24 protein-coding genes, 1 tRNA gene and 1 riboswitch are annotated in these 25,909 nt (G+C 35.6%); of the genes, 16 read left to right on the top strand and 9 right to left on the bottom strand.

From position 1 onward, the window contains the following. Positions 1 to 104: 104 nt before the first annotated feature. Together SFA27_RS12040 and SFA27_RS12035 are read left to right on the top strand one after the other, a co-directional pair. Positions 105 to 593, top strand: coding sequence for a GNAT family N-acetyltransferase (locus SFA27_RS12040; protein WP_047375078.1), 489 nt, complete (start codon positions 105 to 107; stop codon positions 591 to 593). Between the two features lie 2 nt (positions 594 to 595). After that, the gene (locus SFA27_RS12035; RefSeq protein ID WP_407292239.1) at positions 596 to 1,075 is read left to right on the top strand and encodes a MarR family winged helix-turn-helix transcriptional regulator; all 480 of its coding nucleotides are present in this window, start codon (positions 596 to 598) and stop codon (positions 1,073 to 1,075) included. Between the two features lie 49 nt (positions 1,076 to 1,124). On the opposite strand, the gene SFA27_RS12030 is transcribed toward SFA27_RS12035, so the two are convergent. After that, the gene (locus SFA27_RS12030) at positions 1,125 to 1,754 is read right to left on the bottom strand and encodes a hypothetical protein (protein WP_407292237.1); all 630 of its coding nucleotides are present in this window, start codon (positions 1,752 to 1,754) and stop codon (positions 1,125 to 1,127) included. Positions 1,755 to 1,886: 132 nt separating this feature from the next. Continuing rightward, the gene (locus SFA27_RS12025; RefSeq protein ID WP_407292234.1) at positions 1,887 to 4,496 is read right to left on the bottom strand and encodes a TonB-dependent receptor; all 2,610 of its coding nucleotides are present in this window, start codon (positions 4,494 to 4,496) and stop codon (positions 1,887 to 1,889) included. 374 nt (positions 4,497 to 4,870) lie between these two features. Here SFA27_RS12025 and SFA27_RS12020 point away from each other — a divergent pair, with 374 nt between their 5' ends. The 4 genes from SFA27_RS12020 to SFA27_RS12005 all read left to right on the top strand — a co-directional run bounded on the left by SFA27_RS12020 (position 4,871) and on the right by SFA27_RS12005 (position 7,938). Beyond that, positions 4,871 to 5,482, top strand: coding sequence for an alpha-ketoglutarate-dependent dioxygenase AlkB (locus SFA27_RS12020; protein WP_264518038.1), 612 nt, complete (start codon positions 4,871 to 4,873; stop codon positions 5,480 to 5,482). Positions 5,483 to 5,561: 79 nt separating this feature from the next. Then, a riboswitch (TPP riboswitch) is annotated at positions 5,562 to 5,670 on the top strand. Between the two features lie 24 nt (positions 5,671 to 5,694). Continuing rightward, on the top strand, positions 5,695 to 6,291 hold the full coding sequence (gene pnuC / locus SFA27_RS12015) for a nicotinamide riboside transporter PnuC (RefSeq protein ID WP_407292231.1): 597 nt from the start codon (positions 5,695 to 5,697) through the stop codon (positions 6,289 to 6,291). After that, positions 6,278 to 7,309 carry a hypothetical protein gene (locus tag SFA27_RS12010; RefSeq protein WP_407292229.1) on the top strand — a complete coding sequence of 344 codons (1,032 nt, stop codon included), beginning with the start codon at positions 6,278 to 6,280 and terminating at the stop codon, positions 7,307 to 7,309. The genes pnuC and SFA27_RS12010 overlap by 14 nt, the downstream gene beginning before the upstream one ends. Before the next feature lie 134 nt (positions 7,310 to 7,443). Beyond that, on the top strand, positions 7,444 to 7,938 hold the full coding sequence (locus tag SFA27_RS12005; RefSeq protein WP_407292227.1) for an RNA polymerase sigma factor: 495 nt from the start codon (positions 7,444 to 7,446) through the stop codon (positions 7,936 to 7,938). Positions 7,939 to 8,024: 86 nt separating this feature from the next. On the opposite strand, the gene SFA27_RS12000 is transcribed toward SFA27_RS12005, so the two are convergent. Beyond that, positions 8,025 to 8,927, bottom strand: coding sequence for an HNH endonuclease (locus SFA27_RS12000; RefSeq protein WP_407292225.1), 903 nt, complete (start codon positions 8,925 to 8,927; stop codon positions 8,025 to 8,027). Between the two features lie 167 nt (positions 8,928 to 9,094). On the opposite strand from SFA27_RS12000, the gene SFA27_RS11995 reads away from it, so the two are divergent. The 4 genes from SFA27_RS11995 to SFA27_RS11980 all read left to right on the top strand — a co-directional run bounded on the left by SFA27_RS11995 (position 9,095) and on the right by SFA27_RS11980 (position 15,506). Then, positions 9,095 to 9,907 (top strand): FecR family protein, encoded by an 813-nt coding sequence (locus SFA27_RS11995; RefSeq protein WP_407292222.1) that lies wholly within the window; start codon positions 9,095 to 9,097, stop codon positions 9,905 to 9,907. Between the two features lie 71 nt (positions 9,908 to 9,978). Continuing rightward, entirely contained in the window at positions 9,979 to 13,203 is a 3,225-nt protein-coding gene (locus tag SFA27_RS11990; protein WP_407292219.1) for a SusC/RagA family TonB-linked outer membrane protein, read from the top strand. Positions 13,204 to 13,207: 4 nt separating this feature from the next. Further along, a complete protein-coding gene (locus SFA27_RS11985) occupies positions 13,208 to 14,611 on the top strand; it encodes a RagB/SusD family nutrient uptake outer membrane protein (protein ID WP_407292217.1) in 1,404 nt (467 codons plus the stop codon). A gap of 16 nt (positions 14,612 to 14,627) precedes the next feature. Continuing rightward, positions 14,628 to 15,506: a glycerophosphodiester phosphodiesterase family protein gene (locus tag SFA27_RS11980; RefSeq protein WP_407292214.1), complete on the top strand. Its 879-nt coding sequence runs from the start codon at positions 14,628 to 14,630 to the stop codon at positions 15,504 to 15,506. Positions 15,507 to 15,588: 82 nt separating this feature from the next. Here the strand turns inward: SFA27_RS11980 and SFA27_RS11975 are convergent, their stop codons facing one another. Together SFA27_RS11975 and SFA27_RS11970 are read right to left on the bottom strand one after the other, a co-directional pair. Next, entirely contained in the window at positions 15,589 to 16,410 is an 822-nt protein-coding gene (locus SFA27_RS11975) for an alpha/beta fold hydrolase (protein ID WP_047375045.1), read from the bottom strand. A gap of 288 nt (positions 16,411 to 16,698) precedes the next feature. After that, positions 16,699 to 17,487, bottom strand: a complete 789-nt coding sequence (locus tag SFA27_RS11970) for a PhzF family phenazine biosynthesis protein (RefSeq protein WP_407292211.1) — start codon at positions 17,485 to 17,487, stop codon at positions 16,699 to 16,701. A 1,329-nt stretch (positions 17,488 to 18,816) separates the two neighbouring features. Here SFA27_RS11970 and SFA27_RS11965 point away from each other — a divergent pair. The 6 genes from SFA27_RS11965 to SFA27_RS11940 all read left to right on the top strand — a co-directional run bounded on the left by SFA27_RS11965 (position 18,817) and on the right by SFA27_RS11940 (position 24,032). After that, positions 18,817 to 18,890: transfer RNA gene (locus tag SFA27_RS11965), tRNA-Ala, on the top strand. Positions 18,891 to 19,306: 416 nt separating this feature from the next. Further along, the gene (locus SFA27_RS11960; protein ID WP_407292209.1) at positions 19,307 to 20,887 is read left to right on the top strand and encodes a hypothetical protein; all 1,581 of its coding nucleotides are present in this window, start codon (positions 19,307 to 19,309) and stop codon (positions 20,885 to 20,887) included. A gap of 423 nt (positions 20,888 to 21,310) precedes the next feature. Next, on the top strand, positions 21,311 to 21,898 hold the full coding sequence (locus tag SFA27_RS11955; protein WP_407292207.1) for a Crp/Fnr family transcriptional regulator: 588 nt from the start codon (positions 21,311 to 21,313) through the stop codon (positions 21,896 to 21,898). A gap of 54 nt (positions 21,899 to 21,952) precedes the next feature. Next, positions 21,953 to 22,636, top strand: a complete 684-nt coding sequence (locus SFA27_RS11950) for an MBL fold metallo-hydrolase (RefSeq protein ID WP_407292205.1) — start codon at positions 21,953 to 21,955, stop codon at positions 22,634 to 22,636. 577 nt (positions 22,637 to 23,213) lie between these two features. Next, positions 23,214 to 23,483, top strand: coding sequence for a heme oxygenase (locus tag SFA27_RS11945; RefSeq protein ID WP_407292203.1), 270 nt, complete (start codon positions 23,214 to 23,216; stop codon positions 23,481 to 23,483). 54 nt (positions 23,484 to 23,537) lie between these two features. Then, positions 23,538 to 24,032 carry a CinA family protein gene (locus SFA27_RS11940; protein WP_407292200.1) on the top strand — a complete coding sequence of 165 codons (495 nt, stop codon included), beginning with the start codon at positions 23,538 to 23,540 and terminating at the stop codon, positions 24,030 to 24,032. Positions 24,033 to 24,296: 264 nt separating this feature from the next. On the opposite strand, the gene SFA27_RS11935 is transcribed toward SFA27_RS11940, so the two are convergent. The 4 genes from SFA27_RS11935 to SFA27_RS11920 form a co-directional block, all read right to left on the bottom strand. Next, positions 24,297 to 24,455 (bottom strand): hypothetical protein, encoded by a 159-nt coding sequence (locus tag SFA27_RS11935; RefSeq protein WP_264518026.1) that lies wholly within the window; start codon positions 24,453 to 24,455, stop codon positions 24,297 to 24,299. A 170-nt stretch (positions 24,456 to 24,625) separates the two neighbouring features. After that, the gene (locus SFA27_RS11930; protein ID WP_407292197.1) at positions 24,626 to 24,856 is read right to left on the bottom strand and encodes a hypothetical protein; all 231 of its coding nucleotides are present in this window, start codon (positions 24,854 to 24,856) and stop codon (positions 24,626 to 24,628) included. Further along, positions 24,849 to 25,187 (bottom strand): cupin domain-containing protein, encoded by a 339-nt coding sequence (locus SFA27_RS11925; protein WP_407292194.1) that lies wholly within the window; start codon positions 25,185 to 25,187, stop codon positions 24,849 to 24,851. Before SFA27_RS11925 ends, SFA27_RS11930 begins: the two co-directional genes overlap by 8 nt. 140 nt (positions 25,188 to 25,327) lie before the next feature. Then, the gene (locus tag SFA27_RS11920) at positions 25,328 to 25,546 is read right to left on the bottom strand and encodes a hypothetical protein (protein ID WP_047375024.1); all 219 of its coding nucleotides are present in this window, start codon (positions 25,544 to 25,546) and stop codon (positions 25,328 to 25,330) included. Between the last annotated feature and the right edge of the window lie 363 nt (positions 25,547 to 25,909).

Raw genomic sequence — 25,909 nt, 5'->3', positions numbered from 1 at the left:
TATTAGGGTTTAATTAATTTGTATGTTAAAATTCTTTAAAATATAAAATCAACTTGCATTTATGTATTCAACTACGTAGTTTTGTACTTTAAAATTCAATCACTATGAAATTGCAGATACAACCCATAGGAAATTCTTATTCGGAACAGGCTATAGACCTGATTTTGACGATTCAGCAGAAGGAGTTTAATATTCCGATTACGATCCAGGATCAACCTGATCTTTTGCAGATTGAAAGTTTTTACACGGAAGCAGGAGGTAACTTTTGGGGAGCTTTTGTGGAAGGTGAACTGGTAGGTTCCATTGCATTGGTTAAGTTTGATGAAAGGGCAGGAGCGATCAGAAAAATGTTTGTTAAAAAAGAATTTAGAGGAAAAGAACTGAACATTGCCCAGGAGTTATTGGAAGTTTTAATTTCTTTCTGCCGCGAAAACAGAATTGATGATTTATATTTGGGAACCATAACGGTTCTGAAAGCTGCACAGCGTTTCTACGAAAGGAATCACTTTGTGAAGATTGAAAAAGGAAATCTTCCTGTAAAATTCCCTTTAATGAGTGCTGATGATATTTTTTATCATTTAAATATTGACTGAATATGAATGTAATCAACGAAGCAGGAATTCTTGCCATATCCACCAGACTGCACCGCCTCAGTGAACAATTGAGAAAAGATGGAGCATTGATCTATAAAGCATTCGGAATTGATTTTGAGCTCAAATGGTTTCCGGTCATCTTTACGATTTATAAAAAAGAAATTGCAAGCGTTGTCGAAATTGCCAATGAAATAGGGTACACACATCCATCCACTATAACCCTGCTCAAAGAACTCGAAAAACTGGAGCTGATACAATGGGAGAAAGACATACAGGATGAGCGCAAAAGACTGTTTAAACTGACTTCAAAAGGCCAGACACTTATTGAAAAAATGAAACCTGTATGGGAGCTGATGTCACAGATTCTGGGAGATATTACCGATAATAAGAATAATCTGCTGGCAGCTATTGATGAAGCAGAGGATAAAATTGCAAGTCAGTCTTTTTATCAGAGGGCATTGCAGGTGAAGAGTTCAAAGTAAAAAATTATTGTTATATAAAAAACAGCTGTACCTCGGGTATAGCTGTTTTTTATTCTATAATGATATCAAGTGTTTTTTTGAAAGGATGTATACTTTTTAGATATTCTTTGTCTTGTTCTGTTAATTCATTTGTTCCAAGAGCAATATCTTCCCAGGCTATTCCATCCTGGCGTTTAAGAACAAATTCAATAGACTCAATTTTGACTTTTTTATTAAGACCAAGTATTCTCAGATCTATCAGCTGCCCTTCTTTGATTTCTCCTTCTATAATTTGTCCTGTTAAGAAAAATTTTCTTCCTGTAATTTGTAAAGCATCGTTAAGCTTAAATTGGGCAACAGCTAAATGATGCCAGTTATAACTACAGTATCTGCATTGTTTTGCATGTGGAGTACGGGCAAGTTTGTTGCATTTCGGACAATTATTAAAAAAAACTTTTTCAGGAGTTTCAGTCATTATACGCGTTATAATGTTTTGCTTAAAGACCTCATAACCATTTTTTAATAGATTTATGATTTCAGGATCGGAACTTATCCAGCCTTTATCTATCATTATCTTTCCGAATTTTGGATTTTCATTACTTTTGAAAGAAGACATTTGATGTTTTAGGGCCAACTTTTCATGTTTAGTCATTAGGTTACTGAAATAGTTGATTATATAATCCGTCGTTTCGTGATCCATTTGAAAAGAGTTAAGTGATTTTAATTATTTGCCTTGTCTAATGTATTATTTATTTCTTTAAAATAGTCATATAATATAAACCCCGCCAAGATTTGGCGGGGTTTATTTAATTCATTCTTGGAATGATCTGTTTTAGAATCTTAAAGTTGCTGCAACAGACCAGGTTCTTCCAAAACCAAGGAATCCTGTATTACCGTCTGCAACACCCTGATATACTCTGCCAGCTTCCTGATACGTTTTTCCGGCATCCGGACCATTGGCAATTTTGTCACCTGCAAAAATATTGGAGCTCAATTCAGAAATATAATATTTGTTGAATAAGTTGTACACGTTAGCTCTCAATGTTAAAGATTTTTTCGCATCAAGTGTGAATTTGTAAGAAGCCCCTACATCAAATAAATGATAGCTAGGCAATTTTACAATTCCTTTTTCTCTTGCCGCTTCGGTAAGGAAGTTGATCGGGTTGAACTGAGCATAAAGCTTGTCATAATATTCCCAGTTAGCATCAATACTGAATGCTTTGGTGATATTGTAATCTGCTCCGATGCTCGCTGTTGTTTGAGCAGCATCTCCAACTTTCAGGTCTTTGATATTGATCACTCCTGTAGCTCCTGCTATTTCCTGGTTGGTTTGAACATCCAGAATGTTGAAGTTAGCGTTTCCTTTATATTTCCAGTTACCCAATGATACCATTCCTCTTAATCTAAGGTTAGTAAAAGGTCTTGCCTTTGCTTCCAATTCGATTCCCTGGTGTACCTGTCCTACATTCAATGCATTATAGAAATAAGCATTTCCAAGGCTTAACTGAGAGAATTTTGCCACATCTGCTGCCGTAGCATTGAATGTTCTTGAAATAAATCTGTCATCCCACTGCGTTCTGTAAGCATTGATGTTCACATCGATATAACGCGATTTGAAACCATATCCTAATTCCACAGAAAAGATTCTTTCATTCTTAGCATCATTATAGATATTCTGGTTTGAAGGGAACAAAGCGTTGAATAATGGCTGTCTTGAAATAACCCCGGTATTGAAAAATACATTGTGGTGATCATCTATATTATAGTTGGCACCTCCTTTTACGATATATCCTGTTTTGTGATACCATTTTGTTTCCTGGTTTCCTGGTGTATACAACATATAATCCACTCTCTTGTAGTACTGCTCGGAAACGGATCCCTGAACAGAAGCACTTAGCTTTTCAGAGCTGTATTCAACCATTCCATAGATACCAGCCCATTTTACCAAACCTTCGTTGTGAATAGATACTTTCTGAGCATCTTTAAGTTTCGTAAGAGGTTCAGGTTTTACAGTCTGATTGATAAAATATCCTTTTGGTGCATTGGCAGTATTAGGAACATACAATGCATCTGATCCTAACATATCTGTTACAATGTCATACAAAGCTCCTTTGTATGTTTTAAGATCAATCCCTCCGTTGAAAGTCCAGTTATTTTTTTTGTAATTAAGGTCTGCAATTACTCCATACCAGTCATGAGCATTGATACTCTGTTTTCTTACGATTCCATTGGTTCCGTTCAGAGTCGCTACATATTGTCCGTTATAATCAGTAGGAGAGCCTGCAGGTGCAGTGAAGGTTGATTTCTGGAAGCTATTTCCATTATAATCTGTTACCATACCACCTCTGTTATAACGATAAATCATATCCCAGTTGATCGTACCATCTCCACCTGCTCCATAATTCATGAAATTCATGGTTTGTCCGGCTGCGTTTTTGATAGAACCGTTAAGTCCGGTACCTCCGCCGCCACGTCCCCATGAACCATAAAGAACTGTAGAGAGTTTCAGGTTGTCATTCATTGTCCAGTCCCAGTTCAGGGATGCAATTGGCTTATGATAGAAGTTAGGTGCTAAATTGAATTGAGAACCATTCAGCATTCCTGTTTGTGGATTGTATCTTCTTCCGTAAGTTTCAAATTGCTGCAGTGTTGCCACATTGGCTCCGGTTGCAGAAGATCTTCTTGTATCGTGTACCTGAGGAGCTCCGGTAGCGATTAAATTGAACGCATGCTTTTCATTAGGCTTAAATCCTGTTGAGAAAAACCATGAGTAACCTTCTCCTTTTGTTCCATTGATGTATCCGTCACCTTGCCAGCGGGAAAGCAATACGGTTGTTCCCCATTTGTTTTTTAATCCTGAAGAGTACATTGCTGATATTCTGGAGTAGTTATCATTTCCAACTTCTCCTTTAACCATTGCTTTCTGCTCAGAATCCGTAGCTTTGGTTACAATATTGATCGTTCCTCCTACAGATGGAACTACAAATTTAGAAGCTCCCAACCCTCTCTGGATCTGAATATTGCTGGCAATGTCAGCCAATCCAGTCCAGTTGGACCAGTAAACGGTACCTCCCTGCATGTCATTCACCGGCTGTCCGTTGATGATTACTGCAATGTTAGCCCCGTCGAAACCTCTCATGTTAATTCTGCTGTCTCCGAATCCTCCACCTACTTTGGTCACATAAACGGATGGAGTAGACTTCATAATTTCAGGGAATTCTCTGTTTCCCAGTTTCTCCTGAATCTCTGCTGCTTTAATGTTGGAAACCGCAACAGGTGTTTTTCTCTCTTTGGCTGTTTGGGAAAGGTTTCTACCTACCAACATAACCTCATCAATAGATTTAGATTTCTCTAAAGAATCCTTCGTACTTTGCCCATAATATATGGCAGCCGTAGGTAATACAAGCGCTATAATTAGTCGCTTTTTAAAAGTAATGCTCATGAAATAAACTAGCGTGTTTGATTTTAAGGCTGCAAAGATGGATAATTATTTTTGAATTAAGTATTAAATCTTGACGAAGTGACATTCTATTGTGTGCATATAATGCATTATTACTCGTTTTTTTGGATGTATTAATTATTTCAGATATTTAATTTACAATTTGTTATAAAAGTGAATTATGCAAAAGAGAGGATTGTTTTTAACGAATAAAAATAATGATCTACTTCATCTAAAAATCTAACAGGATGTAGTTTTTTCTAATGGTGTTTAGGATTTGATTTATTTTGTATCATTATTTATATATTTGCAGATATTATTTGTATCAATTTATTACTTCAATAGTATAAACTTTTCTCTTATTAAAAAATAAAAAAATGACCCAGCTCAGTTTGTTTGATTCAGAAGATTTGTACGAATTTCCAAAAGATCTTTTGGAATACAGAGAGCATTTCCTGAGCAAGGATGAAGCGGACTGCCTTAAAAATCACTTGTTTGAAACAGCTCCGTGGAAACAACGTACCCAGAAAATGTATGATAAAACGGTTCTGACCCCACGCTTAACCGCCTGGTATGGTGATCCGAAAACGGATTATCCATTAGGAAATGGTGAAGTGGAGAATAACCTCTGGACTCCCGAACTGCTTTCTTTAAAACAAAAAATAGAAGAAACATTTGGCTATCAGTTCAATTCTGTATTGCTTAATCTTTACCGGGATCATAATGACTCTGTTGCCTGGCATCGGGATAAAGAAAGCAGATACGGCAGCCGTCCGGTAATAGCATCTTTAAGCTTAGGACAGACAAGGAATTTTGATTTCCGGAAAAAGGATCATCACCAGAGTAAATACAGCCTGCCACTTCCTCATGGTTCATTGCTGATTATGAAAGGAGATTTGCAGGAACATTGGGAACATCGGATCGCTAAATCTGTGACTTCTATGAAGGAACGTATTAATCTTACGTTCCGTTTGGTTCGGGAAGTGTAGTAATGGATAATTTGAAATATTCTATTTCAAATTAAAAGCCTGAAGTCCTTTCTTTTTCCACAAAAAAGCTGCACCTTTGCCTCCAACAATGGGGTGCTACAGATAACAGTGGCTGAGATGATACCCAGGAATGTATTTCCACACCTGATCCGGATAATGCCGGCGTAGGGATTGCTTACTTATCATCTCATCATTTGATTTCTAAAATTAATATGATGCAGGACATTTTAAAACAAATTACCTTACCGGAATGGTTCGGAGTCTTATTTTCAGTGATTCAGGTCTTACTGGCCCGTAAAAACAATGTCAACAACTACCTTTTCGGAATTGCAGGTATTTTGCTTACGTTGTATGTGATGCTTATTTCCAGGCTTTATGCTGAATTTACCTTAAATCTTTATTATCTGATTATGAGCATCTACGGATGGCTGTACTGGAAATTCGGGAAACAGAAATCTGAAATGCAAATCTCTGTGACCTCTGTTTCTGAAAAGTGGATTACCGGAGGAATTGTTCTTGGAACCTTTAGTTTATTTTGGTTCTTTCTTACTCATTTTACAGATTCGGATGTTCCCGTTTGGGATTCCTTAGTAAGTGCTTTTGCCTGGGCAGGAATGTGGCTTATGGCGAGGCGGAAAATTGAAAACTGGGTGATACTTAACGTAAGTAATATTATTTCCATCCCTTTGATGATTCATAAAGAATTATATCTCTATGCTGTTTTAACGTCGTTTTTGTTTTTAGTGGCAATTTCAGGATATATAGAATGGCAAAAAATCATAAAATCCAAAGCTAATGCTGAGTACTAAAGACATCAGACAGGAACTTCATGGAGTTTCTGTAATTTCTGATAAAGTGTTGCAACATATTCATGAAGAAGGATTCCTTAAGATCTGGGTACCGAAAAAATATGGTGGCTTAGGCTATCGTTTTGAAGAAGGTCTTAAAGCATTATTTGACTGGGCTGAAACCGATGGAAGTTTTGGCTGGATGCTGACGCTTTGTGCCGGAGCTAATTATTTTTCCAGAAATATCAAACCTGAAGTTGCTCAATTACTGTTTACCCATTCTAAAACCTGCTTTGGCGGAAGCGGAATGGTTGGCGGTACGGCAGAAAAACAAGAAGAAAATACCTATCTGATTAATGGTTTATGGAATTTTGCAACAGGAGCACCTCATCTGACCCATCTTACATTGAATGCCAAGATGACGGAAAACGGAATACCCCTAACAGATAAAGACGGCAATGAGATCATTCACTCATTCATCGTTCCGAAAGAGCAGGCTGAAATGATCCCCAACTGGAAATCTATGGGAATGAAAGCCAGCGGTACCTATTCTTTTATCATTGAGAATGTTATCGTAAGCGAAGATTACAGTTTTGTGTATGATACTTTTTTCACGAATGATACTCTGGATAGCATTCCATTCCGGATTTTTGCGGATTTGACACTTTTGGTGAATTATCTGGGGATGGCTTCTCATTTTATAGAAGAAGCGGAATATATTCGTCCTGAGATCAATTTCAAAAGATTTGCAGAATCTGTTGAAAAGCATTTAGAAAAGGTATTAACCATTGGCAGAGATGTAGAAAATATCCTCGGTGCTCACAAAGAGATTTCTGAAGATCAGCAACATGAGATTCATCAATATGGAGTAGAGCTGGTTCAAAAATTATCCCATCAAATTCTTACTGTTTATACACAGCTGGGAATCCGGGCAACAGATGTTCATTCTGCAGTTCATCAGGTGTTCTGTGACTATTTTACAGCAGCAATGCATTTCAATTTCAGACCTTCTGCTGATGAGCTAAACTTTTCTTTCTGAACAGAAAATATTTCTGTGAAAATCCGAGGATGAGTTATTGTTAAGGATTTAAAATTAATATATATTTAATACGATTGCCATAGCTTTTAGATACTTTTGTACCACCAGTTTTGAGTTCAAAGACGTATTAAAGAATGGATCATTTTAAAGAAATATATTCCGGTTACAAGCACAGGGTGTATTTTTTTGTGGCCAAATACCTTTCGGAAGAAGAAGATATTGAAGAAATTGTTCAGGATATTTTTATGCACGTCTGGAAGTATTTATCAAAAGCTCATTCTCCGTCAGAAATTGAAGCACTTATCTTTAAATCTGCCAAACAGGAAATTTCCAATTTCTACCGTAAAAGGAAAATGATTTTCGTTCCTCTCGAAAATTCTCCGGAAAGACAGGATGAAGAAAATACAGACATCGAGAAACAGGTACAGCAGGAAGACCAGCTCAAAAAAATAGAAAGTCTCCTGGAACAGGTTCCCGAAAGAAGCCGTGAGTTTTTCATCAAAAATAAAATCCAGAATCTCAGTCTTTTTACCATTGCTCAGGAAAATGATATTTCTAAAACTGCCGTTGAAAAACACGTTAACAAGGTTCTGAAATTTCTAAGAGCAAATTTGAATTTTTTTGTTTGAATTTTTCATTAAGAAACTAAATATTCATATTTTTCTTGATTGTTTTTTATAAACATGAATTTAAGTATGGTAGATTTGGATTACTGCTATTCTCTAAAGTTCTTATTTTTATAATTTAAAGCATCAAGTGATGGTCGTTTATTTAAGTTTTCAGGGATATTTATCCGTATTCCATTAAAAATTGAATATTCACTTTCATTTAATAAACTACTAGTATGGCAAATATAATTTTCATCAATTTTGATTAATCCATTATCAAATAAACGATGTAAGTCAGCTCTTAATAAAATTCCATTCATAGGATGATTAGAATAAACATTTCGATACTCTTGAATATGTGCTACATCTAATAATTCAGGAATATTACAATTTGAAATACAACATTTATTTTTATATACTTTTAATATTGTTGATTTAAATTGTTCTTGTCCTTTTCTTCCATTTTTTGTTGATTGACTATTATTTTCTCTTTCATCATTTATTAGAATAAAGTTTTCTTTTTTAGTATTTTCAGATAAAATATTTAGATCATCGCAATCAAAATATTTTATCTTTACAACTTGGGAAGCAAATTTTATATCAGAATTATTCAAATCAATAAAATCTTCCTCATCCCAAAATTCACAATTTTTTAGAACAATGCAACCAATAATATGAGAACTTACATCTATTATGTTACCCCGAAATTCTCTTGAATTTTTGTCTAAATAATTTTGAATTGATAAAATGAATTTAGATTTACTATTTCTTCCATTCCTAAATCCAAATTCATTCCATGCTTTTTCTGCAGTAATATTTTTATACTCTACAAATTCCCCAAATCCACCTATCTTTCTTATAGGTGATTTAAGCATGAAATATAATTTATTTCCTTCCATTAATCTTGTGATATTCCAAGAGGTTGGTGTCCAAAAGTTCACAAATGAATTGAATTCATTATTTTTTAAAAAGTCAAACCAGTCTTTATCAGTTGGTGAAATTGCAAACATTTAAAAGTAAGTTTTATGGTAATTATCCAAAAATACAGTTTTAACTTAAATTTTAATAGGCAAAATATTTATTTTAACCCAATATGAACAAATCGTTAAATCAAAAAATATAGGTTGACGATTACATACTTCCTGCGTATTCTCTAATAAAGATCAAAAAGGAGCATATGGATTTCGAAAATCAATGGAAATCAGTTAAAGATGAAAATCAGAAAATAAAGGATTCTGCAGATCAGCGAATCTGGAACGGGCTTGAGAATAAAATCAGATTCAGAAAGAATACAAATTGGTTTTTATGGGCTGCAGCTGTTCTTTTGCCCTTATTTACACTGATTACTTTGTTTTCTACTGGAAATGACATGAAATCTTCGGATCACCGGCAATTGGTTTTCAGAGCAGAAAAGATTCAAAAAGAATTTATGTTATCTGACGGAAGTATCATTACGCTGGAACCTGAAAGTGAATTGAGACTGACTGATGATTTCGGAAAGAAAACCAGGGATGTTTCTTTTAAAGGAAAAGCGTTTTTTAGTGTTGCTAAAAATAAGGCGCTGCCCTTTATCATTGATGCCAATGGATTTAAAGTAAAAGTATTGGGAACAAAGTTCCTGCTTGACCAGAGATCTGTAGATAAAAAAGTCTATCTGAAAGAAGGAAAAGTGAAAATTGATTACAACGGTCATACAACCTACCTTTTACCTAAAGAGACATGGCTTGCAGACAAAGACGGAGCTGAGAAGCATTTCTATGATCAGGATGTTGTAAGAACATTTGATTTTAATGAAATGAAATTCGGGCAGGCGGTTTCCCAACTGGAGAAGACTTACAATATCTCGATAACCTATCCTCAGCAGTATAAAGAGAATGTGGTAGACGGAGATATCACCGGAGATTTGGATAAAGTAATTAAAACCATAGGATTTCCATTTAATCTTACTGCAGGAAAACAATCAGAAAATCATATCATTTTAGAAAAATAATGCACCAGTAATTGGGGTTACCGATGCATTGAAAATAAATCAGTCAAATAACAACTAATTTCAGCAAAGCTATGAAAAAAACAACAATTAGCATGATGTTGTTGGGTCTTTTGTGTGCGCCACATTTTACCTACGCAGAGGCTAACAAATGTTTTCAACAGTCCGTTATTCAGCGGAGAACGCCTTTGATTAAAATCTTTGAAAAACTTTCAAAAGAGCATGGCGTAAAATTCTTTTATTCGGTTTCAGACCTGAAAGATATCCAGGTGGATGAATCTCAGGTTAACTATCAGTCGTTATCAGCATCTTTAGATTATCTGAAGAAAAATGTCGGTCTGGATTTTAATGTAGATCAAAAAACGGTAACTGTTCGTCTCAATGCAAGAGTGATGGCAAAAATTCAGAGAACTAATGCTCAACAGTCTGCAGAATATTTAAATCCAATTAAGGACACTGTAAAATCCAGAGAAAAAAACATTGATGAGGTTGTTTTGGTGGGTTATGGGAAGCAGAGTAAGAAAAATAATTCGGGTTCTATTTCTTCTATTGACGAAAAACAGATGAAGGGAGTAGCTTCCAGTAATTTCGGAGATATTATTGCAGGAAAAGCAACCGGAGTTCAGATTACTCAGGCTAATGCAACGCCGGGAGGTTCACCTTCAATAAGAGTGAGAGGTATTGGTACGTTGACGGCAGGTTCCAATCCTCTGATTGTTGTAGACGGACTTCCTTTAACTGAAGGTTCCAATCTGAATGCTATTGATCCTAATTCCATTGCTAAAATTGATATCTTAAAGGATGCCGCTTCCGCAGCCATTTACGGTTCCAGAGGAGCAAACGGAGTAATTATCATAGAAACAAAGCAGGGAAAAAAGGGGAGAATGGCTGTTTCTTTCGATTCTTATTACGGAATGCAGATGAGAAGTGATAATGTGAAACTGGTCAATGCTTACGATATGGCCACTTTTCTGAAGGAAGCCAGAGATAACAATTATCTTTCTAAAGGAAGCAACAGAAGTATTTCTGATAATAATGCCACAAGAATAAGCAAAGGAGCTTCTTTAAGAGAATTAATTCCTGATTATTTGGCACCTTACCTCGCAAAGGAGCCGGGATTAACAGATACCGACTGGCTGAATACCGTTATGAAACCAGCACCCATAAGCCAGACTTCATTAAATATTACGGGAGGAAGCGATAAGAGCAAATATGCTTTTACCATGAGTTATTTTAAGCAGAAAGGACTGGTTATCGGGACAGATTACGAAAAATTTTCCACAAGTATCAACCTTTCGACAGAGCTTACAGATAGATGGAAAGTGGGCGTAACAATGACACCGTCATATGCTACGGGAACTATTAATGCAGCAGAAAATTCAAGAAGCTACAATCCTTTGCAGATGGCTACGGCAATGTATCCTTTCTTTAAACCTTACAATGATGACGGAAGTCTTGCTATTTCTCAGCAGATCTTAGGAAATACAGCAACCGACGGAGCTTTGGTAGAAAATCCTGTTGCCGTTCAGGAAATGACCAACAGAAAATATACTTTATTTAAAACATTCGGAAATATCTTCACTGAACTTGAATTGTTGAAAGGTCTGAAATACAGATTGTCTGTAGGTGGAGATTATTCAAATTACGAATACAATTTCTTCGATCCTTCTACGGTAGGAGCTTACAGAGCAGCAGCTCCGGATGTTACTTTTGCCAACAGAACAGAGTATATCCGCAAAAATTATTTAATTGAAAACTTACTTTCATTTGATCAGAAGTGGGGCTCTCATAGGGTGGATGCTATTGCAGGACAGTCTTTTCAGCAGGAAGACAATACACAGCTTTTAACCGAAGCTACAGCATTTCCTGATAACAGTATCCGAAATATTGCGGGCGGAACTTCATTTAAAAATACATTAACACAATACAAATGGAGGCTGCTCTCTTATTTTACCAGGGTTAATTATACATTTGACAATAAGTATAACCTGATGGCTTCTTATCGTAGAGACGGTTCTTCACGTTTCGGGAAAAATTCTAAATGGGGAAATTTCTACGCATTCTCTGCAGGCTGGACAATCAGTAATGAAAATTTCTTTCCTGAAAATACAATCGTGACTGATTTGAAGCTTAGATATAGTTTAGGAAGCAACGGAAATAATCAGATTCCTAATTTCGGGGCACTTTCATTGATGAATCCTGATAATTATAATTTTGGAGGAATTTTAGTGCCGGGATATACAACGGCAACAGCTCCCAACCCGAATATTTCCTGGGAAAAGTCCAGATCAAACAACTTCGGGATTGATTTTTCTTTGTTTAAAAATGTACTGAACATTTCTGCAGATTATTATATCCTCAACAGAGACGGTTTGTTATTGGATGTTCCCGTTCCGCAGCAATCCGGTTTCAGCACCTCACTTCAGAATATCGGTGAGATCAAAAATTCCGGTTTTGAATTACAGATTGCGTCAAAAACTTTTACCATCGCTAAAGACTTTACGTATTCCGGAAGCTTTAATTTTTCCACCAACAAAAATGAAGTATTAGCGCTGGCAAACGGCCAGAACCAGATTATCACGGGAGAAAATAACTTCTCTGTAACCAAAGTAGGTGGCTCAATTGGTGAAATGTACGGTTACAATATCCTTGGAATCTATAAAACTCAGGAACAGATCAACAATTCACCACACATTACCGGAACAATGGTCGGAGATTATATTATGGAAGATCTGAATGGCGATGGAAAAATTGATGTCAATGATAAAAGAAGCTTTGGAAGCGGGGTTCCGAAATACATTCTCGGTTTTAATAATAATTTCAGATATGGGCTTTTCGAGCTGAGTTTCTCATTATACAGCGAAATTGGTAAGAAAATCTACAATGCCGATGCCGTAACCACTTTAGAATCAGGGGAAGGCTTCGGAATGGCTTCACAGTATTATTTTGACAACCGTTATAACGCAGTAACTAATCCTGATGGATTTTTTGGGATGCCGAATATGAATTTCTCCAACAACAGAAAAGAGGCCAGAACTTCAAATTTATACTTTAAAAATGCAGATTATGTAAGACTGAGATCGCTTCGTCTGGCTTTTAATTTCCCCAAATCTATGCTTGAAAATATGGGGATAGAAAACGCTCAGATTTATCTGGTAGGAAATAATCTTTTCACCTTGTCAAAATATAAAGGAATGAACATCGATGCTACTTCAGATAATGTTCTTACGCAGGGCTTTGATCAGGCTTATTATCCGGTAGCTAAAATTTATTCTATGGGCTTTAACCTTAAATTTTAAAATCATGAAAAAAATATTCATTACAATATTCAGTCTTTCGGTGATGTGCTCATGCTCGTCTGATCTTTTGAACGTTAACCCTGAGGCACAGAAAGTTTCATCACAATTTTATACTAATTCCTCTGAAATTGAGCAGGGTATCATTTCAGTGTATGGAGCGCTTCAGTATACCGGACAGTATCAGCTGGCTATGCCGGCTTTGGGAGAATTAGCTTCAGATAATACTTATGATGAGGTTCCTGCCAATGATGCCTTTACGTATGGTGAACTTGATTTTTTCACGATTCAGCCTAATAACAGCCTTATTGCAAGCGCGTGGAAGGACCATTATATCGGCATTCAGCAGGCAAACATTATTCTGGCGAGGATTGGAAAAATTTCTGATATGACGGATGCCCTGAAGAATACTAGGATTGGCGAAATGAAATTTCTGCGTGCGTTGATGTATTTTAATCTGGTGCGCATTTATGGTGATGTTCCGTTGGTTTTAAAGGAAACAACGAATGTTAACGACTATTTCGGGCAGCCAAGAACTCCTGTTGCAGAGGTGTATTCCGCCATAGAAAAGGATTTGAAAGAAGCTATTGACCTTTTACCGGTAACAACCACGCAAAAGGGAAGAGTGACTAAAGGAGCTGCGTTGGGAATTATGGGTAAAGTGCTTCTGACACAGAAGAAATTTGCTGAATCATTGACTTATTTGAATCAGATTGAATCTTTAGGCTACCAGCTTTTACCAGATGTCAATAAAATTTTTGATGTCACTAATAAAAATAATGCTGAAATTATTTTTGACGTACAGTTTACTTCCGGATTGAACGGAAATTCGGAGGGAAGCGCGGCATTTCAGATGTTCAGTCCTTCAGGATCGGTTTCAGGAGCCAAAGGACACAATCTTCCGACCAAGGAAGTTTACAACCTTTATTCAGCAGGAGATACCAGACGTTCTGCATATATTGGGCTTACTTCAAACGGAATTCCTTTCAGTAAAAAATTGGTAAAAACATCGAATACCATTGCTGATGGAGGAAGCAATTTTGTGGTGCTGAGATTAGCAGATGTTTTCCTAATGATGGCAGAATGTTTTGCCGAACAGAATGACTTTACCAACGCCAATGTATATCTAAATAAAATTAAAGCCAGAGCAGGAATTGCTGCTGTAAACCTTTCAACAAAAGATGCTTTGCTTAGTGAAATTGACCGTGAAAGAAGGCTGGAATTTGTAGGAGAGGGGCATCGTTGGTTTGACCTGGTGAGAACCGGAAAGGCTATTTCTGTTATGATGGCTCACTTTACTAATAATGCGGGTTACAGTACCGCACAGATCAAACCCCATCATCTTCTGATGCCGGTTCCGCAGGGACAGATCAATACAGACCCCGCTATCAAACAAAATCCCGGATATTAATTAAACATTTGAAATTATGCTAAACAATAAATTATTACAAGTATTTCTTCTTATTTTTTCTTCACTGTTCATTGCACAGCAAAAGAAAATTTCACTTTCTGATTTTCCTGATAACAGAGTAATGGTGGTAGCTCACCGTGGCGATTGGAGAGAGGCTCCGGAAAATTCGGTGTGGGCCGTGAAAAAAGCCATTGAAAAAGGAGTGGATATGGCTGAAATAGATCTTGCCATGACCAAAGACAGTATCCTGATCCTCATGCATGATCATACCATCAATAGGACGACAACAGGAAAAGGAAAACCGTCTGATTTTACACTGGAAGAAATCAAAAAACTGCATCTGAGAGACGGGCTGGGAGTGGAAACCCAAATGAAAGTTCCCACATTACAGGAAATCCTGGAAATCTCAGACGGTAAAATTCTTCTGAACCTGGATAAAGGTTTTGATTACATCAAACAGGTTTATCCCTTGGTGAAAAAACGAAATATGCTTGATCAGATTTTGTTTAAAGGCCACGAGTCTTACATGGAATTTAATCAGAAGTACGGAGATATTAAAAATGATATTCATTATATGCCTATTATCCAGTTAGATAAAAATGAAGATCTTAAAAAAATATCAGATTACATTCAAAACTATAAAATCTACGGCTTTGAATTTACAGTAGGAACAACAGAAAAAAATCTGATTGATTTTAAATCTTTAAGAGAAAAAAAGGTCAAAATCTGGGTCAATTCATTGTGGCCACACCATAATGCAGGAAATAATGATGATCAGGCCTTGGATAATCCTGATATGTATGATTGGTATATTAATAAAGGAGTCAACATTATTCAGACCGACCGTCCGAAAGAGCTTATCAATTATCTGAAACGTAAAAAGCTTTATTATTGAGCAATTTAATTTTTATAATATGACCAAAAATAGAAAGGTGGACTGCAATAGTCCACCTTTCTTTATATATACATATGTTCTGTTAAGACTGGATAAATTCCAAAAGATCTTTATTTATAGTTTCATGTTCTGTAGTTGGCATTCCGTGTGGAAAACCTGGATAGGTAATCAGTTTACCATTCTTTAATAATTTCGCTGATTTTATGGCAGAATTTTCGATAGGAACAATCTGGTCATCTTCTCCGTGTAAAACCAAAACCGGAATATCAACGGCTTTCAAATCTTCTGTGAAATCAGTCTCAGAAAATGCTTTGATTCCGTCGTAGTGAGCAACAATTCCACCCATCATTCCCTGTCTCCACCAGTTTCTCTGGATTCCATCTTTGATATTGGCACCTTCTCTGTTGTACCCATAGAAAGGAAATGTAAGATCAAAATAAAACTGGTTTCTGTTGTTCAGAGTTTGCTCTCTGATTCCATCAAAAACTTCCATTGGAACACCGTCAGGATTGTTCTCACTTTTTACCATAACCGGAGGAACAGCGCTGATTAATACAGCTTTTTTTGCTCTGCCATTGGCATATTTATGTACATAGCGGATTACTTCACCACCACCTGTAGAGTGTCCTATATGAACAACATCTTTCAAATCAAGAAATTCTACAAGTTCCGCAGCATCAGATGCATATTGTTCAATAGTGTGGTTGTAGATATTCTGGCTTGAACGGCCGTGACCTCTTCTGTCATGGGAAATTACTCTGTAACCTCTCTGTAAGAAAAAGATAACCTGTGCATCCCAATCGTCAGATGATAATGGCCATCCGTGGTGAAACATTAATACTGGTCCTTGTCCTTGGTCTTTGTAAAAAATCTCAGTTCCGTCTTTTAATGTAAATGTGCTCATAGTTTTAAATTTTTAATGTTAATTGTTGATTTATGTGATAATTTTTTGTTGTCTTATTTCTTTAGCAAATGTAGGACAGTTTGAGTTCACTGAAATTAATCTAGTTTAATTTCGTTCATATTTAATAAAAAATTTTTATTGGGATTTTTGCCTGCATTCTTTTGGAGAACCAAATTTTTACAGAAAAGGCACTAACCAAAGATAGTTAATGCCTTTTTTTGCTGTCATTCCAATATATATCCTTCTCCAGAACGAACTACTTGACTATTCAGTTTGATTGGGATTATATTATTCTATCCACAGATGTCCCATAGAATACGTTTTGGCTTTACCCGCCACAATCACTCTTTCTTTTTTGTTTTCACAATAGAGCTGTCCGCTTCTTTCAGACAGCTGACGGGCAAAAAGCATATCTTTTCCTAATCTTGAAGACCAGAAGGGAATGAGTGAGCAATGTGCAGAGCCGGTTACAGGATCTTCGAGAATAGATGACTGTGGCGTAAAGTATCTTGAAACAAAATCACTGTCTGTACCGGCAGCAGTCACCACAAGACCTCCAGGATCCAGATTGATAAGGTCAAAAACAGATCTTTCAATCCTGATGTTTTTGATGTCATCCTCAGAATCATATAACAAAATATAGTCTCTTGATTTGAAAACTTCTTTGGGCTGTATATTGAGCGATCTGGATATGCTGTCTGGAAGAGCCGCTGCTTCAGGCATTCTTGAAGGAAAATCCATATAATAAACGTTATCTTTAACATCAACCGTTAATTCACCACTTTTAGTTTCAAAAACAATTCTTTTGCTCTGATGGTTTAAAATTGAGACCAGGCAATGTGCTGTAGCGAGAGTGGCGTGTCCGCATAAGTCCATTTCTATTTCAGGCGTAAACCATCTCAGATGAATTGTACTGCCATTATCGATAAAGAAAGCTGTTTCGGCAACGGCATTTTCGCGGGCTATTTTTAAAAGCACCTCATCAGGTAACCAGTTTTTTAAAGGAACGACACATGCAGGGTTTCCATGGAAAATTTTTTCAGTAAATGCATCTATTTGATATAATTCTAACTTCATGATGATAAAAATTTCTGTCTCTAACGAAGATACTCTATTTTTTATACAACTGTTGATAGCGTTATCATCCTGCTGCTTTTTTTTAATTTGGTTTATAAGAGGTTAAGATTGGCTATTAATAAACTTTATCTATTATTATATCTTTAATTTTTATGAGCTAATAATGAATTTTTGTTAAAAAAACAATAAAACATGCAACAAAAAAAAACACTTTTTTTACTTGATTTTTTGAATCACTTCACTGCTATATACAATTAAAAATTCTCCTAGCAGAAAGGATTTGGTAAATTTTAATATAATATTATGATCTTGATCATAATATTATTGCTAGTATTTCACTATGTTTGGAATAATGAAACTAATACATGAAATAAGGATAACATAAAAACTTGTTAAACTAAAAAATTAATAAAGATTATCAAAGATTATGAAAAACTTATTTTCATTAAAAGGAAAGAGGAAGGAGCATATTATAAGGTACTTTAAAAAAAAAATGTACCAATTGATCGAAAAGGATGACTGGATCACTTTTACAATAAGAAATTGTTACAAGACAATGACTATCTCCTGTTTGATATGCAATGATTTGGTTACTTTAATTATCGTAAGGATAAAAGTGACTCCATTTTATGAAAAATATACAGTATTGTAGTATTGTCTCTGAACCTTCATAAGAATTATTATAACCATTAATAGTCATCATTACATTTATATTGATGACAGAATTTAATCTGCAATGTCTCCGATTTTTAATTCCATAATTTAAAGAAAATTTCCAAGGAGAGAAATGTATTGTACGGGATCAGATAATCCCCGGTGCTATTGGAATGAGAATACAATGGAATATCTAGATTCTTAGAATTCAATCCCTCATCAAGAGGGATTTTTTATTGTGGGTGTTCGTAATTTTTGGGTATTTGATTACACTTATTGTCTATTCAGCCACACTTATTAATTACATCTTGCCTTATTTCTCATACAATTATAATTTCACATCAGAATCAAAAAAAATAGTATGAAAAAATTATCAAGAAACGCGTTAAAATCTATTAGTGGCGGGTTCTCATGTACTTGTGGAACAAGATATATTGGAGAGTTTACTTCTGCCGAGCTTTGTATTTTCACCTGTAGTGTTATAATTAAAGCGCCAACAGACCCAGAAGTACATTAATTAATAAAGACCGTTTATTCGGTCTTTTTTTGTCCTATAGTATGATCATGAGGAATTATAACAGGGTTTCAAATTTTTATGAAATAAAAACCACAAAATAGTTGCATATTTTATTTAAATACTTACTTTTGTACCCGCTTCGCAATAAATGAAGACATGGGGGATTGGCGCAGTTGGCTAGCGCGTTTGACTGGCAGTCAAAAGGTCACGGGTTCGAATCCCGTATTCTCCACCTGGTGTAATTGATAAAATCTTCAAAATGCACAAAAGATTGATAAATCCTGCAAAAATTAAAAGTTTGCAGGATTTTTTTTCTCTCAATTAGCAACATTTTCAAATTAACTTATAACGTTTGTTGCAAAATCGTGGCAATTTTATTTCTACTGAATTGTTTGCAGTATTTTGATGACTAGCAAGTAAAAGATAGTAACGACTTGTTTTCAAAGACTTTTAGTTCAACTTTTTATAAACCTTTATACATAGAATTATGTTAGATAAAGTAAGCTATTTTTTGAATCTACATTTGTGGATATTTTTCCACACGCTGATAAATGTATTTCCACAGCATTCAAAGATTCCTGCATAGATATTAGAATATCTTTACCTCCGTAATAACAATATCAATTAAGATATATAAAACGATAACGAATGGTTAAGATTTATACAAAATTATTTTTTGCAGTGTTAGCTTTAAGCCCTGCTGTTGTTTTTGCCCAGGCAGGAAATGTTGGTATTAATACTGCGAATCCAGGTTCTACTATGGATATCTCCGGATCATTAGCGGCAAATTATAATGCTGTCAATACAAACTCTTATAATTTGACCTCATCAGACTTCCATGTCTCTTATAATGGGAGTTCCAATGCTATTTTTAATCTTCCTTCTGCAATCAGCGGGGTTGGAAATTATAAGGGACGTATCTATAGGATTAAAAATAATACAAACTTTAGCATTACAGTAAATTCTGCAGCACCTGAGACCATTAATGGAAATCCCAACGTTCTTGTACCAGCAAACCAAAGTATAGAATTAATTAATACTGGGCTTACGGGAGCAGCTTCGACTTGGGAAATACTTTCAAAAGGGACGTCTTCTACAGGAGATTATATTATTGTTAAGCCCAATGCTATTCAAACGGTATCTACCGGATCAGATGTGACGTTCGGATCTGTAATTGCATCCAATAATATTACTTATAATGCCGGTGTTTTTAATTTGAAAGCAGGCAAAACTTATGTGCTTCGTTGTCAGGTGCATGCTACAGAGTTCTCGTTGGCGGGTGGCTTCATGGTCTATGAATGGGTTGATGCTTTAAACAATTCTGTTCTTCCTTCCAGTACCACCGGAGTTGTTGATGCAATAAATAATTATCCTGCAACTTCAATAGGTGGCCAGCCGGAAGCCTATGCTATTTATAGACCTACGGTTGATACTTCTGTAAAAGTAAGATTAGGAGGAGCAGGAACAGCTCAGCTGAATCCTCAAATAGGATTTATGACCGTAACAGAACTTGCAGGAGGTAACGGAAACGGCGGAACAACAATTATTAATAACAATATTACCGCGAGTAACGGTCTTACTTTATCAGGTACAGATGTAAAACTGGGAGGAACTCTTTCACAAGCTACTGATATTGCAATGGCAGGAAATAATTTAAGTATCAACGGTACAGGAAAAGTCCTGATGGGAACCAATATAGTACCATCGGGAGCATCCAATGCCAGAGTTGTTATTGATAACGGGACTACGAATGGAGCCCTTCAGATAAAAGACGGCACCCAGCAGTTGGGATATGTACTGACCAGTGATGCCAACGGTTTAGCAACATGGTCATCAACTGTTACTACAGCATTTGCCAACAATTGGACGCCATATACCGGAGCATTGGTAAACCCTTTTACGGGGGGAACCGGAGGTGGCGGATTGAATACGGGAGTCCAGGTAACCATTCCGGCAAAGGGCTGGTATTTTTTCCGATGTGGAGTTGCCATCAATTCTGACTGTAATGATTACTTTTTCTATATCAACGGCATTGGAGATGTCTGGAGAAGTTATTGTGGATCAAATACTGCTGCATTCATGTTTCCAAGAGATCAAAACCGTGTACTATATTTTGCTACACCAGGAACTTATACTGTCTTAGCTGGTAAAACAAATGGAGTAGTACCAGCGTCTTTCAATGCCGGAAACCCTTCTTTTTATCTGGATTTTGTAAAATTCCAAAACTAATGTTGTAACTCTTATTAGCATAATAAAGTTCAACGATTCTGAAAACACATAATGCTTTACTGCAAGGTTTTATACCTTGCAGTATTTTTTTGTTGCCATAATATTTCATCTGTGAAAGCTTTATATTAGATCAGACTTTCTATTCAGTATCTTATCATCAGTTTAATGAGTCTTCAGAGTATTCTTTCTTTGGAATATAAAAACATCAGCTTCACAAGGAGCATCTGTTGAAATGCAGTCGAAAGTAAGAAAGGAGAACCATTTTACCGTAAGTATAGAGAATAATAATACTCCGAACAGAATGGCTGATCAGATTGAAACATTCACTAATGAATGTTCAATAATTGTTAGTTTTGTATATTGTATTTGGTGTGTAATCCATAGACGCTAAAGAAGAAAACAGAAAAACAAAAACATTGCGAAATGACTGACGTATTTGAAAATTACCTATCCTCAATAGGAGGACTATTAGCTGAGGAAATCAGCTTTTCTGAGCAGTTCTTCAAACCGATCCGTTTAAAGAAAGGTGATTTTTTAATTCGTGAAGATGAAATCTGCCGTCATATTGGATATATCGCTAGCGGTGCCGTAAAAGCATATGCCATCGACAAAGATGGAAAGGAAAATATTACCTGCTTCAAATTTGAAAATGAATTTGTTACATCGTTTCCGGAGTTTGTGGCGCAGGAAAAATCCAGAAGGAATATAAAGGCTATAGAAGATAGTATTGTTTATAGGATAAGCTACCCGGATTATGAGTATCTGCTTGGTAAGGTGACCGCTTGGAATGGAGTTATAAAATGGGTGATGGAGCAGGAGTATAACCAAAAGGAACGGTATCTGCTGAATTACAATAATAAGTCGGCTGTAGATAAATACCGGCATATTCTGTCTAGCGAACCGATGCTCGTACAGCGCATAGCGACGCAGGATCTGGCATCGTACCTGGGTATCACGCAGCGATCGCTTACACGGGCAAAGGGACAAATACATAGGCCCAGCGTATTATAGGACAAATGTCCTTATACAGTACTGATCAGCGATGTAGATTTGCACAAAAAAACGATGTTACGTCAAATTGCTCCCGAAGTATTCCAGATTTCACTGATGCCACGAAACAGTATCAATTGCTATATTATCGAAGGTGTATTGGTAGATTCCGGAATAAGGAATTCGTATACAACTGTAAAGAAAGCTCTCCAGAAAATCCCTGTTTATCAACATGTACTTACACATGCCCATGCAGACCATCAGGGCTGTAGCGATCAGATATGTGCTGAGTTCGCAATATCTTTACTCTGTCATCCTGACGAAGTTTTTAGGACTGAAACGGGTATGGTAACCAATGAATATCCAACTCCGCAACATTGGATAGCAAAGCTTCAACAAAAATACTGGGCAGGCCAGGGACATAAAGTTGAACGGACAATAGTTGAAAACGATAGAATTGGAAACTTTCGGGTAATAGAGACGCCCGGACATTCGGCAGGTCATATTTCTTTATTCCGTGAACAGGATGGTGTACTGATCATCGGTGATGTAGCGACAAATATGAATCTGCTCACAACAGCGACCGGTCTGAGGCTTCCGCCAAACATATTTACCTCGGATCAGCAGCGCAACATCAAATCGCTCCAAAAGCTGGCAAAACTGAATCCAACCATTATCTGCTTTGGCCACGGACCGGTCATGCGAAATACGGACCGGAAGTTTGAGCAATTTGTGGCTAAATGCAGCGAGACTGTTTAAAGATAAATTGCGTAATAATAACATTTTATCAACTTTAAATATTTCGATTTCTGTACAAATCCAACATGATCAGAACTAGAAAAAGAATGGACAATTAAATTACTGTCAAATAAATTTTGCCTACAAACAGGGGAAAGTGTGATTTATGTAAGTATGCCCCAAATAAGTGTAGCATATTGTACTTAAGAATACCCATATTTGTATACTGGTATTCAGTTGATTAAATCTGGATGCTGTAGTCTGTAGAACGAAATTTTCACAAGGCTAACAAGGTACATAAACTAAAAGGATAGATACTAGGAATAAGGCATAAACCGTGAAAAATATCTGGGATACTCAATTACACAATGAGCTATTAAAATCAAAATAGTAGATCTGTTTTAGTATTTTAATGAGTAAAGGGACGAGAGGCTATAGTCTCCGTTCCTTTATTATAAGATATCTGCAATGATATATTTATACACCAACACTATCTCATAGAAACTGATTATTACTTTAATGGGATGGTAGATAACAGGCAGCTTGACGGCCACCCAGGAGATAGGGGGGTGTCTCCATTAATCAAAATATTTGAATCATGAAAACGATACATCTCTTTCAGTTTAAAAATTCCATTTCCCGTAACATTCCATTTTTTAAGGAAGAATGCCGGATAGATAATCTTAATGATTTAATGGTCTATGATTTAATGAACACTGAAAAAGTGACCGAGTTTATTATCCGTGTTCATGAAGACTTTATTTTTGAAGATACTCCGAGGGAAGAGATTTTAATGATGTGTAAAAAAGCTGAAGAAACTATTGAGCATTATTTTGCAACAACAGTAGATGATTACGATGTTATTTAAGATGATAGCAATGTACAAGGATTTATAAAGTATATTAACACTAAAATTTATATCATGAAATTCCAGCAAAACTTACTGGATTATATTAGTACCTCACTCATTACAATTGGAGAGACGGTATCTATAGCAGAAAGCGTAACTTCAGGATTAGTACAGCTGGCTTTTTCGCAGATGCCTAATTCAACTCTATTTTATAAAGGCGGTATAACAGCATTTACATTACCAGAAAAACTTAGATTTTTGGACAGTAACCGTATTGAGGAACAAGGAAACAATTTTGAGACCCAGCATATGGCTGATATAATGGCAAGAAAGGTCGCTATGTCATTTGGAACAGACTGGGGAATATCTTCTACCGGCTATGCTGCTTGTACAAGGAATTCAGGCTTTCATATTTTTTCATTCTGTTCGTTTAGCTATAAAGGAGATATCATTCTTTCCAAACGAATAGAGCTTAATGATAAAACCCAGGCTCTGGATGCTCAACTGTATTACACTGAGTTCATTTTAGGAAGCTTTAAAGGTGCTCTGAATCAAATATTGATCTAAGAAAATATCAGAAAATTTGATGAAAGAATGGACTTTTAAAAAATAAAAACTGTTTATTTTGTTGTAAGGATATTTGTCAAATTCTCTAGATAATCGGGCTGTACTTTGAATAGTTTTTTTGTTTTGATCTACAAGAAGGTTCTGTGACAGATATAGCTGGTCTTTCTCATTTCTTTAGGTATTGTCTTATGGCTGCTGTGTCTTGTTTTCATTCTTTATATTTTTTCTATTAACTTGACAACTTAATTGGTAAATACAATTAATTCAAATAAAATCATAGTCATTCAGCCCAGCCACAAAGTAATGCTCAATGGTTTTCTGCGCTTTTTTACACATTGACAAAAGATCATTTCTGGATGTGTTCTCGAAAGTAAAATCGTCATTGGTTTTAACAATATATTCGGTTACTATTTCAATATTCATTATATCGAGTTCTGTAACATCATTCTTTAACCTATGTTCTTCTTTGAAGAAAGGAATATTGCGAAAAATTGAATTGTTAAACCGGAAAAGATGTATTGTTTTCACTGTAAAAATATTTAATAATATGAAAATTTAGTTTAATGTTTAATGGGGAAGCTTTTTCATTGGGATTATTGTATATTATTTTTTTTTGCCGTCCCTTTTTCAAAGGATTTTTGCTGTCTTATAAGGGAAATAAGATATTGTCTTAAATCTCTGATCGTAATATTTTTCTCTGCAAAAGAGAAAAATAATGGAGTTTCGTCTAAAAGGTCATACAGTTCAGGAAATTCTTTTTGAATTTCACCTGTTTTTTTTAATATCTTTTTTGTTAAAATTGATATGGTATCTACATTATTCATAGCCGCTTTTTATTATTGTTACTATCATTTTAAAGCGTTTATTTCCTTTTATAGAATGAGACTTATGGGCAGGAATGATAATGCATTCACCTTCTTCCATAAAATAAGAAGTTCCGTCTATAATGATTTCTGCTTTACCTTCAATAATCTGTGCAACAGCGTCAAAAGGAGAAATTTTTTCGGATAATCCTTCTTTGTCGTCAAACGATAAAGCACTGATATTGCCGGTTAGTTTTTCCATTATTGTCTTGCTGACTATAGAATTCGGAATGTATTCTACGATTTGGCGGGTAATATATACTTTTGATTTCTCAAGTTCTTTATGATTCATCACAGTCTGTTTAAGCATAAAAGAATAGAAGATATTGTAAATAAAAGGGATAGAACTGTCTAATATCCCATCCCTTTTTCAAGCTAAAACTTTTGATAAATATGTCTTTTTCATAGGCTTTAACTGTTCTTGAAAATAATTTATGAAAGATTAATTTCTTTGATAATACTGAGAACCTCTTCACGGTTTTTTCTTAATCTGTTACCGATTCTTTCAAGCATTTCCTTTTCTTTACCCTCTTCAAACTTCAGATCGTAATCCGTTAATATTGAGAATTTTTCTTTCAGTTGTTTGGACTGTTCATTCCAGTCTCCAGGAATTTTGAAAGACTCGTCGCCTTTGTTGTGATTTGTGTCCATAAGGTGGATTTTAATGTAACTTTATTGCTACAGTACAAAGTTGGGTGTTTAATAATCTATTGCATTACAGATTGTTTCTTTTATGTTGCAGATATCACACTTTTACAAAAATTACAGATTGTTTTGAGTGCCTGAGATAGTGTTGTTCATAAGCAACAAAAATTCGGTAGCTCTGATGAAGTAATGGAATTTATTGAGTCTGATGAAAAGATTACAACTTAAAATACTACTATATAATTTCAAATAAGTGATTGATTATTCGTACCTTGCTGAATAACTAAATTGAGCTGATGATCCGGGCTCTCAGTTTTCTTTTCACTATTTAATATTTCCGGTATATCATCATCTCTAGTCTGCTTCAAA

This window comes from Chryseobacterium sp. HR92 (assembly GCF_045689405.1).
Lineage (GTDB): Bacteria > Bacteroidota > Bacteroidia > Flavobacteriales > Weeksellaceae > Chryseobacterium > Chryseobacterium viscerum_A.
The sequence above is the reverse complement of the archived record's forward strand: the minus strand, read 5'-3'. Positions and strand labels throughout refer to the sequence as shown.

Excerpts from the sequence above, each read along its gene's own strand:
- SFA27_RS12040 (WP_047375078.1), top strand. The coding sequence starts at position 105 with ATGAAATTGCAGATACAACCCATAGGAAATTCTTATTCGGAACAGGCT.
- SFA27_RS12035 (WP_407292239.1), top strand. The coding sequence starts at position 596 with ATGAATGTAATCAACGAAGCAGGAATTCTTGCCATATCCACCAGACTG.
- SFA27_RS12030 (WP_407292237.1), bottom strand. The coding sequence starts at position 1,754 with ATGGATCACGAAACGACGGATTATATAATCAACTATTTCAGTAACCTA.
- SFA27_RS12025 (WP_407292234.1), bottom strand. The coding sequence starts at position 4,496 with ATGAGCATTACTTTTAAAAAGCGACTAATTATAGCGCTTGTATTACCT.
- SFA27_RS12020 (WP_264518038.1), top strand. The coding sequence starts at position 4,871 with ATGACCCAGCTCAGTTTGTTTGATTCAGAAGATTTGTACGAATTTCCA.
- pnuC (WP_407292231.1), top strand. The coding sequence starts at position 5,695 with ATGATGCAGGACATTTTAAAACAAATTACCTTACCGGAATGGTTCGGA.
- SFA27_RS12010 (WP_407292229.1), top strand. The coding sequence starts at position 6,278 with ATGCTGAGTACTAAAGACATCAGACAGGAACTTCATGGAGTTTCTGTA.
- SFA27_RS12005 (WP_407292227.1), top strand. The coding sequence starts at position 7,444 with ATGGATCATTTTAAAGAAATATATTCCGGTTACAAGCACAGGGTGTAT.
- SFA27_RS12000 (WP_407292225.1), bottom strand. The coding sequence starts at position 8,927 with ATGTTTGCAATTTCACCAACTGATAAAGACTGGTTTGACTTTTTAAAA.
- SFA27_RS11995 (WP_407292222.1), top strand. The coding sequence starts at position 9,095 with ATGGATTTCGAAAATCAATGGAAATCAGTTAAAGATGAAAATCAGAAA.
- SFA27_RS11990 (WP_407292219.1), top strand. The coding sequence starts at position 9,979 with ATGAAAAAAACAACAATTAGCATGATGTTGTTGGGTCTTTTGTGTGCG.
- SFA27_RS11985 (WP_407292217.1), top strand. The coding sequence starts at position 13,208 with ATGAAAAAAATATTCATTACAATATTCAGTCTTTCGGTGATGTGCTCA.
- SFA27_RS11980 (WP_407292214.1), top strand. The coding sequence starts at position 14,628 with ATGCTAAACAATAAATTATTACAAGTATTTCTTCTTATTTTTTCTTCA.
- SFA27_RS11975 (WP_047375045.1), bottom strand. The coding sequence starts at position 16,410 with ATGAGCACATTTACATTAAAAGACGGAACTGAGATTTTTTACAAAGAC.
- SFA27_RS11970 (WP_407292211.1), bottom strand. The coding sequence starts at position 17,487 with ATGAAGTTAGAATTATATCAAATAGATGCATTTACTGAAAAAATTTTC.
- SFA27_RS11960 (WP_407292209.1), top strand. The coding sequence starts at position 19,307 with ATGGTTAAGATTTATACAAAATTATTTTTTGCAGTGTTAGCTTTAAGC.
- SFA27_RS11955 (WP_407292207.1), top strand. The coding sequence starts at position 21,311 with ATGACTGACGTATTTGAAAATTACCTATCCTCAATAGGAGGACTATTA.
- SFA27_RS11950 (WP_407292205.1), top strand. The coding sequence starts at position 21,953 with ATGTTACGTCAAATTGCTCCCGAAGTATTCCAGATTTCACTGATGCCA.
- SFA27_RS11945 (WP_407292203.1), top strand. The coding sequence starts at position 23,214 with ATGAAAACGATACATCTCTTTCAGTTTAAAAATTCCATTTCCCGTAAC.
- SFA27_RS11940 (WP_407292200.1), top strand. The coding sequence starts at position 23,538 with ATGAAATTCCAGCAAAACTTACTGGATTATATTAGTACCTCACTCATT.
- SFA27_RS11935 (WP_264518026.1), bottom strand. The coding sequence starts at position 24,455 with ATGAATATTGAAATAGTAACCGAATATATTGTTAAAACCAATGACGAT.
- SFA27_RS11930 (WP_407292197.1), bottom strand. The coding sequence starts at position 24,856 with ATGAATAATGTAGATACCATATCAATTTTAACAAAAAAGATATTAAAA.
- SFA27_RS11925 (WP_407292194.1), bottom strand. The coding sequence starts at position 25,187 with ATGAATCATAAAGAACTTGAGAAATCAAAAGTATATATTACCCGCCAA.
- SFA27_RS11920 (WP_047375024.1), bottom strand. The coding sequence starts at position 25,546 with ATGGACACAAATCACAACAAAGGCGACGAGTCTTTCAAAATTCCTGGA.